Source organism: Vibrio sp. 10N.222.55.A1 (assembly GCF_041473835.1).
Taxonomy (GTDB): Bacteria; Pseudomonadota; Gammaproteobacteria; order Enterobacterales; family Vibrionaceae; genus Vibrio; species Vibrio crassostreae_C.
Genome location: NZ_JBFRSX010000006.1, coordinates 28,933 through 44,807, shown reverse-complemented (window position 1 = coordinate 44,807; position 15,875 = coordinate 28,933). Strand labels below are relative to the sequence as shown.

Genomic DNA, 15,875 nt, shown 5'->3' with positions numbered 1-15,875 from the left:
GTCTATTGGTCTATTGGTCGCTTTGTAGAGTTGCTATGAGTAACAAAGTGTTGCGACTTTGTTGAATTTTTGGTCTATTGACCAACTGTGCTCATATTTAGGAACGAAGATGAATAGAAATGTTTGGCTGCTCTCACTGTGTCAGGCCTTGTTGATGACGGGTAACATATTACTGATCTCTGTGATTGGTTTGATCGGTAAGCAGATTGCACCCAGTGTCAGCATGATCACCTTGCCGGTTGCACTGCAGTTTTTGGGTCTAATGGCAGCCACTATTCCTGCATCTTTAATTTCAGGCAAGTTAGGGAGAAAGAGAGGATTTAGCATTGGTAATGTGGTTGGCATTACAGGAGCTAGTCTTGCCACCTACGCACTGTCTCAGCAAAATTTCTATCTGTTTTGTTTCGCTACGTTCTTACTTGGGATAGGCATAGGTTTTGGCACGCTTTATCGTTTTGCTGCAATCGAGGTGTGTGATGAAAATGCACGTCATCGAGCGATCTCTATCTCGATGGCTGGTGGCGTTTTAGCCGCGGTATTAGGGCCAAATTTGGCGATTATGTCGCAACAGTGGTCGCAAGATGGCTTGTACATTGGTGCTTTTGCTTCTTTGATTGGATTGAACATTCTTGCGTTACTCATCTTACAAACAATTCAGTTTCCAAAAGTCTCTTTTAATAGTCAGGCACCTAAATCCGATCCTCTCAGTGTGATAGTAAAAGCGCCTAACTTTATTGGCGCAGTGTTTGCTGCCATGGTCGCTTATGCGGTGATGAATATCCTGATGACAGCAACGCCATTGGCAATGATTGGTTGTGGCTTTGACTTTACCAAAGCAGCGGGCGTCATTGAGTGGCACGTATTGGGGATGTTTGTTCCTGCATTCTTTACTGGTTCACTTATCGAGAAGTTTGGCTCAAGAATGATGATCTTAGCGGGTGGGGTGCTGTTCGTTGTCTGTATCGCGATTAACATTCATGGCGAATCTATTTGGCACTTCAGAGCGGCTCTAGTTGTGCTTGGTGTCGGGTGGAACTTCATGTTTATCGCGGCAACAGGTTTGTTTAGTCAGTCCTACCAATCGCAGAATAAAGCTAAGGCACAAGCGTTTAATGAATTTATTGTCTTTGGCTGTGTGACGATTACAGCGATGCTCTCTGGCTGGCTAGAATCGACAGCAGGGTGGCAGAACCTCAATATCTACGTAATACCATTCGTGTTAGCTGTTATCTTGCTGTTCGCATTCAGTGCTCGTAAATCGCGTATTCAAAAGCAGCCTGTGTAATGGCTCATCGAATGGTGGTTCAGTAAATTTGTTACTGTGATTAAAACCCTAGTATCTCGAACTGCGACCAATAAAAAGCCCTACCAAATCGGTAGGGCCTTTGCTTACGGCTTAAATAATAACGTTTTCTTAAAACTGCTGTCGTGGCTTATATCCTGTGACAACAGTACTTAAGCTTGTGTTGTAAATACGCATGACAGAGCCAGCGATGATTTACAGGTCGACCAAAATTGTCTTAGTGGTAATCCCACCTTGGTCATCGATTATCTTCAGTGTCACCTCGTGCTTTCCGTATGAAGGGAAGATTGACGTGAATGTGCGACCTCGTTTCACCTTTCCGTTTGGAAGTGTCCACTCGGTATCAACAATACGACCATCGCTGTCTGAACTTGTAGACCACATGGTTACCCAGCGGCCCAAGTGAATGTACTTCGCGCTCGCTTCTGGAAGGGCGTTTGGAGATTCAACACTCACTACGGAGCTAAATGAAGCGGTAGCGCCTTTGTCGTCGACAACAGTCAAGTTCACCGTGTATTCGCCCGCTTGCTCGTAAGACCAAGTTGGTGCCACTTCGTTACTTGTTGTGCCGTTCCCAAAGTCCCATAGGTAACGGGCGATCTCACCGTCTTGGTCTGAGCTGAAGTTGTTTGCAGAAACAGTCAGACCAGTCACATTAAGCTCGAAGTTCGCAGTAGGAACGATGTTGTGTTGGCTTACTTTAGATAAGCGAACCACACCGTATTCGTTGTTATCACTCTGATTCACAATATCGACCGCTAAACCAAACTCCGTCAGGATGCGTCCTGAATCTGGTGCTTGAGGCGATGTGTAATCTTGGTCATCCGAGAAGCTAGCATTGCCAACCAAACTGGTATCTTCGAGTACATCGTTGTCGCTGTTTACAAGACGCATTGGAGTATGATCTTTGAGTGAAAACGCTGCGTCTCGAACTTGGTAGCGTGTTTGAGCCGCTTCACCAGAGTTTGCCCACACCATTGCATTTTGGTCTGCATCGACCACGCCTAACCAACCTTCACCAGGGTGTTTACCTACCCAGTTGTCGGTTAGTGATTCGTCGACGTACCAAATGATCAAGCCAGGGTCGAATGACATCAGTTGTCCCATGCGTTTGATGTTCGCTAGGCCTTCATCAACATCCATGTGGCTGCGCCATTGCAATAGATAGTAGTGCTGCGCTTGATGGAATCCATTACTCAGCTTGTAACCATTAAGGGCGAAGGTGGAGTTGCTTTCACCATCGTCTATTGAGGTCACTTCACCATCGACAACAACAGCAAGGTTATCTAAATAGAAGCCTTCCATTGCTAAGCCGCCATCGGTGATGTATTCAAAAGACAGTTCCACTTCTTGGCCTGCCCATTGTGAAACGTCGAACTCAGCGTCGACCCATCCGCCAGATTCGCCGCCAATAGCAGGAACGAGGTCCGTGTTGTATGGATCGTCCATTGAGGTAATGTTTCCTGCAATGGCTTGTCCGTTGATTAGCACGCGCGCAAAGTCGTAGTCTTTTTCAATCTCATACCAAGTTTTGAAAGACAGCAGTGCAGAATCACCCGCTGGGATCATCAACTTGCGAGTCATACTGTTTTTCAGATCATCGCCTTTTTGAGAGTGGAATGAATACTCGCCCTCAAAGGGTTTCAGACTTTCAATCTGCTTTTCAGGAAGATCCACTTTGATCATGTTAGGACGACTGTTATCCGTTGTTTGGAACAGCGTATACACTTGTGGATTGTCTTCTAGGTCATCAATCGAGAGCTGATCATCGTTAACCCAACGTCCGCCAATCGATTTCTGTAGGAAGTGTTTTGCCCAAGAGCTGAATGCCGTTGGTTGTGTACCACCAATTTGACCAGCCCAACTGCCCGAAGACATGATTGACCAGTAAGAAACCGGTTCGCCTCTGCCTGTGTATTGCGTGTCATACTCGTCTGGTAAGCCTAAATCATGGCCATATTCGTGGGCACAAACACCTGCAGCCGCATCAATCGGTTGAATGGTGTAATCGAACGCCGCGTATTGGCCACCAAATCGATCTGGAAGCGAGCTAGAAGTACCTTCCAGTACATGAGTGCGACCAAGGTTGAATCGGTGAGACCAAATCGCATCAGGGCCTAACACGCCACCACCGGCTTCTTCGCCTACCGATGCATGAAACACCATCAGGTGGTCAATCACACCATCGGGTTCGCGGAAATTTCCGTCACCGTCGTAATCGTAACGATCTTCGATGTCGTAATCGGCAAGGTTGATACTCGGATCTTGAGCCAGTTGATTCAGCGCTTCACGAACCAGTTCTTGGGCGTTTAGGTCGTTGTCGGTGGTAGGGGAGTTGCCACCATAGAATGACGCAGGCTTAGAGGCGCGATACCAACCTGCCGCTTGACCTGAAACGCTGTAACTGTCGCCTGATTCGCTTTGGTAATATTGGCGCATCGAGATTAGGTTTTCGCCATTTGGCCCTGTGTAGCCAGAATTTGAAAACAACAACTCTTGATAATGTTCAGGGTTGTAGCTCTCGTAGAGCATCTGCGTGTGCTCTTCGGTCAACTTGTTGTCATCCCAGTTCAAATCAGGGAAATCGACCAATAGAGCGAGTACTTTATCGGTGCGCTTGGTGCCGACTTCTAAAGCAAAGACACTCGCTTTTTTAACGCCAGACCCTTTTTCTATGGCTTTGAGTATTTTTGCGCGTTGCTCAAGTGCTTTTTTTCCGAATTGAGCATCGCCTTTGAAACCGGAATTGATTTTATTTTTCAAGTAACGGTCAAGCGCATCGCGCTTTGCCGCATCGGTTGCATCGGTTGCATCTTGGTCGACTAAGCCTTGTCTAACTAGCATTTCAATGAGTTTATCTTCATTAACTACGCCTAAATCAATAGGTGTTTTTGCATAACCACTGACGCTAAATAGAGTAAGCATTGCTGAAGCCAACAATGTTCTTCTCATCATTTTCATTATATTTCCTTTTTATATTTCCATGTCGATATCAGTATCAACTTGCCTTATTCGGATCTGTTGTCCGAGTTTGGCCTAATACACTCTAGTGGTGTCTTATTTAACTGACGTGTGTTTGTTGTATGTTTTTTACCTTCTATCTCTTTTGTATTGGTTGTCTCTTTTCTATTTTTTGAATCAAACGGAGTGCTCTTCACTTTTTTAGCGTTGAGATAGATACGCAAAGCTTCTTGATTTTCCTCATAGGTTAAGCCTGAACAGATAACACCTTGTTTAATCAATGACTTCAGCAATAGTTCGTCGTCCTCAATAGTGGAAGCCTGTGACAGTGAGGAAAAAATTAGAACCATTAAAGCCATTGTTTTGTGTGACATTCTTATATCAAGTTATCAGTTTTGATTATGTAATAAAATATATTTATAAAATTTACCAATCAAACGAATAATTATTACAATTAATTATTCGTTCCGGTTTCAACATTTAGAGTTAATATAAAATAAGGAGTGTTATTTATTCTATTGTCAGTTATTTAATGGGTTTTGTTGAATGAATAGTTGATAGTTTGGATGTTTAATAACATTGATTAGGTCGTGGTTATTATTCTGGAGGGCGCTTTATACAAGGCGTTGGGTTCTAACTAATAAGATAATTTTTTATTATCGGTGTTTTAAAATACGCATGTAATAACTGAGTCATTAGTAAATACCCATGCTCAAATTATTTTTACTCAAAATATCAATAATTAGGGTATTGAGAGTAACTTTCAGTGTTTAAATGACGTGAAATTTAACAATAGCAGAGCTGGTCGGGTTGTCACCGCCTGCTTGCTTAAAGCGAGTGAAACGGCTGAGAGAAGAGGGCGTGATTGTCGGTGGTGTGTCCATCATTAATCCAGAACTGACCGGCAGTAAGATGACTTTGGTTGTGTCCGTGGAAATGGAGCGTGATCGAGGGGATATTTACCAAATCTTTCGCCATTCTATTTCAAAGGCAGAAGAGGTCACGCAGTGCTATCAGATATCAGGCAGCTTTGATTTCATGCTGATTGTGACGGTCAAAGACATTCAAGCCTACGAAGACTTTGTGGAGCGAGTACTACGCAAAGATCTGAATATTCGTAAATTCCATACCTCTGTCTCAATGAGAACCGTGAAATTTACCACTGCCGTAAACTTAGATGAGTCGTGACTGTTGGCATGAGAAGATAGTGAAGTTATTAGCTTTGTGAGGTACTTAGCTAATATTTGTATAAATAGCAGGCATTTACACAAAATGTGACGTTCACATTTTGTCATAACTTTAATAATTGTATATATTCCTCGCCTAAAATAATAATTAACCTAAGTTAATATAATGACTGTCAGCTCATCTACTCAATCTCGTGAAACGCTTCTCAGCGAAAACGAACAACTTGTCTCTACCACTGATTTAAAAGGCGTGATTACGTACAGTAATGATGCTTTTTGTCGCATAGCGGAATACAGCCAACAAGAATTGCTAGGGCAACACCACAATATCGTAAGGCATAACGATATGCCGAAAGCCGCTTTTGCTGATATGTGGGTTAACCTAAAGCAAGGTAAAGCGTGGCGCGGTATCGTAAAAAATAAAACCCAATCCGGTGGTTACTACTGGGTTGATGCTTACGTTACCCCTATTTACGATGGCGGAAAGGTGAGTGGCTATCAGTCTGTTCGTGTTAAGCCGAAAAACGAATGGGTACAAGTCGCGGATAAGGCTTACCAAAGCTTATTGAAAGCAGAGACGTCGGGTCGTCAATGGTCGTTACAGATCAGTGACAGTGTTCGTTATGCGGTGTTGTTAGGCTCTTTGGCTGCGCCGTTAATTTCAAACCTCGTTGAAGTAGGGCAAATGTCGCGATGGTTACTAAGCTTACTTCCTGTTTCTGCGTTGGCACTCTTATTCAGACAAGAGCTTGTTGATACGCCTTTACAGCTTAAAAAGTTGCAGTCGAAATTCGATAGTGTGAGTCGTCTCGTCTACTCTGGTAATAGTAAGTTCTCTATCGCCGATTTCCATTTGAAGTTGCTATCTGCTCGAATCAGAACAGTGTTAGGCCGTATGACTGATTCAGCTAAGCCGTTACAAGATTTAGCCGACAATCTTAACGCGACTTCTTATCAAGTTTCAGATGCTTTAGATCAACAGACTAAGGACATTCTTCAAGTACGAGAGGCGACTGAAGAGGTTGAAGTCACCGCCAATGAGGTCTCTTCTCGCACAGAAGAAGCGCATCAGATTGTTGATGTGACTTTGCAAACCTGTGCTGGCGCTAAAGAAAGCATTAATCAAACTCATCAAAACTTAGAGAGCCTAGCTTCTCAGGCTGAAAAGGCGACTCAAACGACTTACCAACTGAGCGATCAAGCGCAGAGCGTAAGCAAGATAATGGAAGAGATTGGTGGAATCGCCGAACAAACCAACTTGTTGGCCCTGAACGCTGCGATTGAAGCGGCGAGAGCGGGCGAGCAAGGACGAGGCTTTGCCGTTGTTGCCGACGAAGTCCGTGCATTGTCGGGTCGAACCTCAAAGGCTACGGTTCAGATCAAAGAGAGCATCGATACCATGCTAACGACGATTGAAGGGTGGCAAAAAGATATTCTGGCGAACCGTAAGCAAACGGACGCATGTGGTGATGTTGCGAAGGTGAGTGCAGAGCGCTTGTCGGAAGTCGAAAACCTAATGCAATCCATGAATGAACTCATGCAGTCTGTTGAAAGTTCTGCTCATAAGCAACGTGAGCTGTCGAGTGAAGTCAATCTGCATATGCAGTCTATCGCCTCGACCGCAGAACAAAACTTAGTGGCAACGCATTCTGTGAAAGACCACTCCACAGAGCTAAAAGAACGAGTCAATGAGTTCTACCAACTGGCAAAGCGTTTCGAAGAAAAATAGCCGTTAGATTTAATCCGAATGAGAGAAAAGACAAAAAAAGCCCCGCATTTTCATGCGGGGCTTTCTGTATGCATCAACCCATTGAAGGGCGAGACAATGTATTTAAGATTAAGCTAGAAGCTCTTTCGCTGTGTTTACTACGTTTTCAGTAGTGAAACCGAACATCTTGAATAGCTCACCTGCTGGTGCAGATTCGCCGAACGTTGTCATACCGATGATCTTGCCACCGAAACCAACGTACTTGTACCAGAAGTCAGCGATGCCAGCTTCTACAGCGATACGTGCCGTTACGTCAGATGGAAGTACAGACTCACGGTACTGCGCGTCTTGTTTGTCGAACGCATCAGTAGCAGGCATAGAAACTACGCGTACTTTCTTACCTTCAGCCGTTAGCTCAGCAGCAGCGTTAACCGCTAGCTCAACTTCAGAACCCGTTGCGATAAGGATAAGCTCTGGCTTGCCTTCACAATCTTTCAGGATGTAACCACCCTTAGCGATGTTTGCTACTTGCTCAGCGTCACGATCTTGTTGTGCAAGGTTTTGACGAGAGAAGATAAGTGCAGAAGGACCATCTTTACGCTCGATTGCTAGTTTCCAAGCAACAGCAGACTCAACTTGGTCACATGGACGCCATGTGCTCATGTTTGGCGTTAGACGTAGAGAAGCGATCTGTTCAACCGGTTGGTGAGTAGGACCATCTTCGCCTAAGCCGATAGAGTCGTGCGTGTAAACTTGGATGTTCTGAACTTTCATCAGAGCAGCCATACGCATAGCGTTACGAGCGTATTCCATGAACATTAGGAACGTTGCGCCGTATGGTACGAAACCACCGTGCAGAGCGATACCGTTCATGATAGCCGTCATACCGAATTCACGTACACCGTAGTGGATGTAGTTACCAGAGAAGTCAGTTGCTTCAAGAGACTTAGAACCCGACCACATAGTTAGGTTAGAAGGCGCAAGGTCAGCCGAGCCGCCCATGAATTCAGGTAGCATAGCACCGAACGCTTCTAGAGCATTTTGAGATGCTTTACGTGATGCGATGTTTGCTGGGTTAGCTTGAAGATCAGCGATGATTGCCGATGCTTTCTCTTCCCACTCAGCTGGTAGGTCACCGTTTACGCGGCGTTTAAATTCTGCTGCCAGCTCAGGGTATGCTGCTTCATAAGCTGCAAGTTTCTCGTTCCACGCTGCTTCCTTAGCTGCGCCTGCTTCTTTCGCATCCCACTCTGAGTAAACTTCCGACGGAATTTCAAAAGGACCGTGCTCCCAACCTAATTCTTTACGTGTTGCTGCAATTTCTTCAGCGCCTAGTGGAGCACCGTGACAGTCGTGCGTACCTGCTTTGTTTGGAGAACCAAAGCCAATCACTGTTTTAGTGCAGATTAGAGTAGGGCGAGGGTCTGCTTTAGCCGCTTCAATCGCTGCGTTGATAGCGTCAGAATCGTGACCATCTACCGCTGGGATTACGTGCCAGCCGTAAGCTTCGAAACGCTTAGGTGTATCGTCAGAGAACCAACCTTCAACTTCGCCATCGATAGAGATACCGTTGTCATCCCAGAAAGCAACCAGCTTACCAAGACCAAGCGTACCTGCTAGAGAACATGCTTCGTGAGAAATACCTTCCATCAGACAGCCATCACCCATGAATGCATAAGTGTAGTGGTCTACGATGTCGTGGCCTTCTTTGTTGAACTGTGCTGCTAGCGCTTTCTCTGCCATTGCCATACCAACAGCGTTGGTGATGCCTTGACCTAGAGGGCCTGTAGTCGTTTCGATGCCTGGTGCGTAGCCGTACTCTGGGTGACCTGGAGTCTTAGAATGCAGTTGACGGAAGTTTTTAAGATCTTCAATTGAAAGCTCGTAACCTGCTAGGTGAAGCAGAGAGTAAATCAGCATTGAGCCGTGGCCGTTAGACAGGATAAAACGGTCGCGGTCAGCCCACTCTGGGTTTGCTGGGTTATGGTTTAGGTGAGAGCGCCAAAGTACTTCAGCGATGTCTGCCATACCCATAGGTGCGCCTGGGTGACCAGAGTTTGCTTGTTGTACGCCGTCCATGCTTAGAGCACGAATAGCGTTAGCTAGATGTTTGCGATTCATAAGAACTTCCGAATAAAAATTAAGAAAAACAAAATTGATAAAAGTAGGGGAACTGAACGTTCCCCTATTTGAATTTGGTAAGAGTGATTACAGCTTAGCTGCGATCATGTCTTCTAGTTTGCCTTGGTCAACGGCGAAGTTGCGGATGCCTTCAGCCAGTTTCTCAACAGCCATTGCATCTTGGTTGTGGTCCCATAGGAACTCAGCGTGAGTCATCGCTGCTGGACGCTCTTTAGTACCGTTAGAGTCGATTAGCTTCTCTACTACTTCGCCTTCTGCTGCTTCTAGGTCTGCTAGAAGTTGAGGAGCGATAGTTAGACGGTCACAACCAGCAAGTTCAAGGATCTCGCCGATGTTACGGAAGCTTGCGCCCATAACAACAGTTTTGTAGCCGTGGTCTTTGTAGTAGTTGTAGATATCTGAAACAGAGATTACACCTGGATCTTCTGAAGCTTCGAAATCACGACCTTCTTTCGCTTTGTACCAGTCCATGATGCGACCAACGAAAGGAGAGATTAGGAATACGCCAGCTTCAGCACAAGCACGAGCTTGAGCGAAAGAGAATAGAAGCGTTAGGTTACAGTTGATGCCTTCTTTCTCTAGGATTTCAGCAGCACGGATGCCTTCCCAAGTAGAAGCCAGTTTGATAAGGATGCGGTCATTAGTGATGCCAGCGTCGTTGTACATTTTGATAAGTTGACGAGCTTTAGCAACGCTGCCTTCCATGTCGTAAGAAAGACGAGCATCTACTTCAGTAGAGATACGGCCAGGTACAACTTTTAGGATTTCTTTACCGATGTTCACGTTAAGCATGTCGCAAGTATCTTGAACTTGCTGTGCTTTATCACCGCTTTGCGCTTTTGCGTATTCGATAGAAGCATCGATTAGAGGAGCGTACTCAGCAATTTGAGCAGCTTTAAGAATTAGAGATGGGTTAGTTGTTGCATCTTCAGGAGTGTACTTGCTGATAGCTTCGATATCGCCAGTGTCAGCTACAACAGTTGTTAGTTTACGAAGTTGCTCTAATTTATTGCTCATTTTGATCATCCTATGTATCGCATAACACCTCATTAATGGGAGAGGTGTGGGCATTTGCAAGCTAACTAATGAAGTTCTCAATGGTTGTACCAGTGAGCCAAACTTACATTAATTTAAATTTTTCTCCGAACGAACATTTGCACAGAACATTTGATCGCTCGATGAGTAAATGATGTAGCCATATTTATCCGATCTAGCCCCAAAGTCAACGGTAAATAGTACTGTATGGTGACTTCAGTCAAATATATTTCGCTCTAGTAATCATGGGCTATGCAAGCAAACGTTTAACGAGCAAAGTGAGGTGAATTAATCAACAACAAAACCATGGTTATGACTATGAGCAAATGTACCTTGCTGTTACATATGTTCGGGGTGTAAACTTGTGTATCACTTGCTTAAGCATCGAACATTTGTTCTTCAAGCAGGTAAAATAATTGTTAAATATTGGTTGAGTGGTATATGAGTAAGAATATCCAAGATGTTTCCGAAGAAAACACTGATCTCCTCACTGAAGTCGCGGTTGCTTATTATCAAGATGGTGCCACGCAAGAAGAGATATCTAAAAAGTACTCTATCTCCCGTGCAAAGGTTGGTCGAATGCTCAAGCAAGCCCGAGATGAGGGCATTGTTGAGATCACCGTGAAATATCACCCCGTCTTTAGTGCGAAGATCGAGCAACGTTTGATCGAACGATTTGGTGTAAAGCGTGCGCTTGTGGCACTAGACCAACCGAATGAAGAGAAGCAACGACTCCAAGTAGCCGGTTTAGTGTCGAACTATCTTACCAGTACACTGAAAAACGGTATGGTGGTGACAGTAGGGCAAGGGCGAAACGTATCGTCTGTTGCTCACCACACTGGCGTAATTACGCCACGAGACTGTAAATTCGTGTGTGGTATCGGCGGTATTCACCCAAGAGGCGGTATGTTTAATGCCGACCATATATGCAGGCAGCTAGCCAAAAAGTACGGTGGATCCTCTGAAACCTTGTACGCGCCTGCTTATGCCGAGAATAAAGCGCAAAAAACCGCATTCATGGAAAACAGCACCGTTAAGCAGACCCTCGATCTCGCTCGAAAAGCCGATGTCGCTTTGGTCGGTATCGGTGATATGAGCGAAAACAGCTATATGGTCGACTTAGGTTGGTTTACCGCAGGTGAGGTCGTTCAATCTCGTTTATTGCAAGGAGTCGTCGGTGACTTTGCGGGTTATGACTTTTTCGATGTTCACGGTAAAACAGCAAACACAGTAATGAGTGACCGTGTGATTGGTTTGGCCTTGGAAGAATTCCGCCCAATTGCAGAAGTCATTGCCATTGCAGCCGAGAACAGTAAACCACTCGCTTTGTTAGGTGCACTAAGAACCGGCGTGGTAGACGTGATCGCAACCAGCGTAAGTAATGCTTTAACGGTACTTAATTTGGACGAACAACTTAGCGTGAATAAACCATACGGCAGTGAATAGTAAGATATTTGTGCTTCGTTGAATTCACTATTTGAGTAATCATGGAAAATCCCCCTAATGAAACCAGTGCAATAAGGGGGATAACTATTAGACATGACTCGAATAGTGAATTTGTTCAGCGGTTGAAAGAATTATCACTCTTTAATGTTAAGCCACACTAAAGGAGATAATTATGAAACTGTCATTTATCACACACGCTATTTCTAGCAACAGTGACCAATCAAGTTCTATCTTTAAATCTATTTCTATCTTTGGGCTTAGCTCAATAGCCACGGCTTGTATGCTCACACCTACAGTACATGCCGATGATAAAGTCGTCGCAGGGTATTTTGCGGATTGGCAATATCTGAATAAAGACAACCCTTATACCGTTGACGACATACCTGCAGACAAGCTCTCACATATTATTTACGCCTTCTTGAGCATGTGTGGTCCTCATAGCGGTGCTGGTGAGCCCGTCCAAAAACAAATTCAGCAGCAATGTGCAGACAAACAACCATATACCGCGATTATTGTGGATAAAGAAGCTTCGTTAGAAGTCGATTTCGGAGACGTGGGTGTTGATGTCGCCTATAAAGGTCACTTTGCCCAGTTAGCTCAACTGAAGGCCGACAATCAAAATATCAAAATTTTGCCCTCATTTGGAGGGTGGACAATGTCTGAACCTTTCCATGCGATGGCGAAAGATCCTCAAGCCATTGCGCACTTTTCAAAAACTGCTGTTGAATTGATCCAAAAATACGACTTCTTTGATGGTATTGATCTTGATTGGGAATACCCAGGAGGCGGCGGCTTAACCACTTCGCCTTGGAACCCAGAGACGAAACTAACGGATGAGCAAAAAGCGCTAGAGCGTGAAGCTTTTACTCTTTTAGTAAAAACAATCAGAAGTGATTTGGACGCTCTATCAAAGACGACTCAAAGAGATTACGAGCTTTCAACGGCTGTCGGTGTTGGTGCTAAGGCAGCTCAAATTGACTGGAACGCAGCTAGCCCATATCTGACGAACATGTTTGCGATGACGTATGACTTCCTCGGAGGCTGGGGAACTCAAACAGGTCACACAACAAACTTACATGCCACCGAGCGCAGTTGGTGGGGAATGGGAGCTGATGTCTTCATTAATCAGATGATAGAGCAAGGTATTCCTAGCGAGAAGCTCGTGATCGGGGCGGCTTTTTATGGTCGAGGTTGGCAAGGGACAAAAGACTTTGCTGGAGAGCTGCCTAAAGGTGACCTAGTTTCTGAACAAGGGGCGCAGTTTGGTACCGGTGAAAACGGTTACTTCATGTTTTGGGATCTTATGAATAACTACAGCAGTAAACAAGGTTATGAGTATAAGTATGATGAGCAAGCTCAAGCACCTTATTTGTGGAACCCAGATAAAAAAGTATTCATATCTTTTGAAGATCAGCGTTCTATTAAAGCAAAGGCGGAATGGGCGAAGAAATCAGACCTAGGCGGCATTTTTACTTGGGAATTATCAGGAGATCCTTCCGGGCAGTTGATCGATGTTATGCATAGTGAAATGAAAAAAAAGTGAAATGAATAAATAACTGAACAGAAAATACCTAGAAAATAAGGTAGGTGTTTAGCCGCCTACCTTATTTAGCTCGTCTATTTAACTCACGTTCTTAAACAGAACATTCCGCGTGCTCGGTCACTTTCTTGTTTAGGTGAGTAGCCAGCTCATCATAAGGAATAGGGCGAGAGAAGTAATAGCCTTGCATTAAGTCACATCCACATGCCTTTAGAATTGCGAAGTGTTCGTTTGATTCTACGCCTTCTGCTAATACCACCATGCCGAAGTTCTTACCGATTGCGATGATGTTTTGCACCATGGTGAGTGACTGCTGATCGACAGCAATGTTCTCAATAAAGCTCTTATCGATTTTAAGTTCATCGATAGGCAGTGCTTTCAACATACTTAGTGATGAATAACCTGTCCCGAAATCATCTAAAGAGATCTTTATATTCTTCTCTTTGAGGGCTTCAAAAGTCGGTTTCACCAAAGTCACATCTTCAATGAACAAGCTCTCGGTAATTTCTAGCGTTACACAGCTAGGAGAGAGTTGATACTTTTCTAGTGTCGCGAACAAGTGCTCAGAGAAGGATTGATGAGAAAACTGACGCACTGATATGTTGATCGACAGCCCGATTTTTTGTTCTGTTGTTCGGTGCAAGTGGGCGATCTGCATAATGCTGGACTCAATAATAAAAGTCCCCAGTTTTTGCATTAACCCCGTGTTCTCTGCTATCGGTATAAAGACATCTGGCGGAACAAAACCCAATTCCTCATCAATCCAGCGCACGAGTGCTTCTACACCATGAATACTTTCATTTGCACGAACCAGCGGTTGGAAAACCATGAACAGCGTTTGTTTCTCGATAGCGATGCGTAGCCTTTGTTCTACTTTCATTTTGTAGAGATGAGCATCTTGCATTTCCGTTGTGAAAATACTGTACGAGTTTTGCTGCTGTTTCGCTTTGTACATTGAAATATCGGCAGAACGTAACAGGCTATCCAGATCTTTTCCGTGTTCTGGGAAACGCGCTACGCCGATGCTGCAACCTAACAAAAACTGAGCGCTTTCAACTTCATAAGGTTGAGAAAGCACTTCAATAATGCGCTTGGCGAGTCGTTTAATTTCAGCTTCATTCGACAAGGGCGTCAAGAACAAAAACTCATCACTGGATTTACGTACCAATAGGCTGAGGCGAGATCGGAACCTCATCAAACGCAAAGCGATCTGTTTGAGAACCTTATCTCCAAAGTCATGCCCGTGGGTGTCATTGACGCATTTAAAGTTATCGATATCGATAAACAACAGCGAAAACGGCTCTGACTCATCGTCAATCCATTTACCAATGTTTCTACGCATGTACAAACGGTTTGGCAGAGAGGTTAAAGGGTCATGGTTCGCCTGATAAATGAGTTGGCTACGAGTCCGTTGTTCATTCTTGGCAATCGACTTAACCAAAAAGTAGAAACCAAACTGAAGAAAAATAAAGGCAACGAAAAGAATGCTGAACTCTTGTATGAATATACTATCGACGTGAGTTAGATCCGTACGTCCTACCACCCATAATTTGTAGTTTGGGATGTATTTCGCGCTCATCAAAGAGTGGTACTCTTCATCGTCGACAACAAAAGAATAGGTTTCTTGCCCATTCATCGCTTCTTGTACGCTAATTCCGAAGTGGTCGGTAAAGATACTTGCAATACGCTGTATGACATCTTTGCCGACTGGAGAGGAATAGGCACTCTCAGATTCAATATCACTTGAATAAAACTGGCGATAGCTGTCTTTTCTGATCAGGCTTAGTGTATTGAAACTTCCGGCGTGAGCATTATTTTCAAATACGATCGTTGCGTCTAATCGTAGCCCTGCGGTCATTACTGCATCGGTTTTCTTGCCATCGATTGAAATGGATTTTCTCAGCGGGATGACTAAGCTATTCAACGAATCTTGAAAATAGGTACGGCCAAGCACCATGCTACTGCTTGATAGGGCGTCTAGGAAGGAGCCTCTGGTTGGCGCGTATTGCAGCAAGTTCCTTTGATTCGCAAGTTCGAGATTTGAGCTAATCGAGAGGTAATCACCGTCGGTGTTCAACAAGCCAAACGCTGCTATCGCAGGGTGGGTCTCAAGTAGCTTGTCTAATATTGGCCTAATCTGGATAGATGCAGTACGTGTGAAATCAGACTGTTGAGCCAGTTGATGGCCAACCACTTCTAACAAGGCTTCTTGACTGGTCAGCAGCGAGTTGACGGAGCTAGAAAAAAGCTCAACCTGAATGTGTTGCTGCTCTATGAAGTCGTCTCTGTTTGCTTTCCAGTTTGTTATTCCCAACGCGGCGAAAAGTATCAGGGTCAGTAGTACGACAAACGCGTACAGCGACCAGATATTTTGCTTAAATAGAGCCATGAGATGCCTTTGTTGGTTACTACTTTTAACAGACTGCAAGTGACAAACTATTGGGTTGTCAGCGCGATTCATGCAACGAAAAATACAAACATCAATGATGAAAGTATTAATGATTAAATAGTGTAACGACTACGAGCAGAGATTCTTGAGTGAAAAATTAGTAT

Annotated in this window: 9 protein-coding genes and 1 pseudogene; 5 read left to right on the top strand and 5 right to left on the bottom strand. The window is 44.4% G+C overall.

The window, feature by feature from the left end:
- Positions 1–109 precede the first annotated feature (109 nt).
- Positions 110–1,285, top strand: a complete 1,176-nt coding sequence (locus AB4493_RS01255; protein ID WP_372154400.1) for an MFS transporter — start codon at positions 110–112, stop codon at positions 1,283–1,285.
- Between the two features lie 213 nt (positions 1,286–1,498).
- Here the strand turns inward: AB4493_RS01255 and AB4493_RS01250 are convergent, their stop codons facing one another.
- The gene (locus AB4493_RS01250) at positions 1,499–4,264 is read right to left on the bottom strand and encodes an immune inhibitor A domain-containing protein (RefSeq protein ID WP_372154399.1); all 2,766 of its coding nucleotides are present in this window, start codon (positions 4,262–4,264) and stop codon (positions 1,499–1,501) included.
- Between the two features lie 47 nt (positions 4,265–4,311).
- A complete protein-coding gene (locus AB4493_RS01245; RefSeq protein WP_372154398.1) occupies positions 4,312–4,638 on the bottom strand; it encodes a hypothetical protein in 327 nt (108 codons plus the stop codon).
- Positions 4,639–5,047: 409 nt separating this feature from the next.
- Between AB4493_RS01245 and AB4493_RS01240 the strand changes: the two are divergent.
- Both AB4493_RS01240 and AB4493_RS01235 read left to right on the top strand, forming a co-directional pair.
- Positions 5,048–5,452, top strand: a pseudogene (locus tag AB4493_RS01240) (Lrp/AsnC family transcriptional regulator); the annotation flags it as partial.
- 165 nt (positions 5,453–5,617) lie between these two features.
- Positions 5,618–7,180 carry a methyl-accepting chemotaxis protein gene (locus AB4493_RS01235; RefSeq protein ID WP_372154397.1) on the top strand — a complete coding sequence of 521 codons (1,563 nt, stop codon included), beginning with the start codon at positions 5,618–5,620 and terminating at the stop codon, positions 7,178–7,180.
- A 108-nt stretch (positions 7,181–7,288) separates the two neighbouring features.
- Here AB4493_RS01235 and tkt read toward each other — a convergent pair whose 3' ends face one another.
- Complete coding sequence (gene tkt / locus AB4493_RS01230) at positions 7,289–9,280, bottom strand: transketolase (protein ID WP_372154396.1); 1,992 nt, start codon at positions 9,278–9,280, stop codon at positions 7,289–7,291.
- Positions 9,281–9,367: 87 nt separating this feature from the next.
- Positions 9,368–10,318: a transaldolase gene (gene tal, locus AB4493_RS01225; protein WP_009845571.1), complete on the bottom strand. Its 951-nt coding sequence runs from the start codon at positions 10,316–10,318 to the stop codon at positions 9,368–9,370.
- A gap of 459 nt (positions 10,319–10,777) precedes the next feature.
- Between tal and AB4493_RS01220 the strand changes: the two genes are divergently transcribed.
- Complete coding sequence (locus tag AB4493_RS01220) at positions 10,778–11,782, top strand: sugar-binding transcriptional regulator (protein ID WP_017064428.1); 1,005 nt, start codon at positions 10,778–10,780, stop codon at positions 11,780–11,782.
- A gap of 172 nt (positions 11,783–11,954) precedes the next feature.
- Positions 11,955–13,325 (top strand): glycoside hydrolase family 18 protein, encoded by a 1,371-nt coding sequence (locus AB4493_RS01215; protein ID WP_372154395.1) that lies wholly within the window; start codon positions 11,955–11,957, stop codon positions 13,323–13,325.
- 91 nt (positions 13,326–13,416) lie between these two features.
- Here the strand turns inward: AB4493_RS01215 and AB4493_RS01210 are convergent, their stop codons facing one another.
- Entirely contained in the window at positions 13,417–15,711 is a 2,295-nt protein-coding gene (locus AB4493_RS01210) for a putative bifunctional diguanylate cyclase/phosphodiesterase (RefSeq protein WP_372154394.1), read from the bottom strand.
- Positions 15,712–15,875 lie beyond the last annotated feature (164 nt).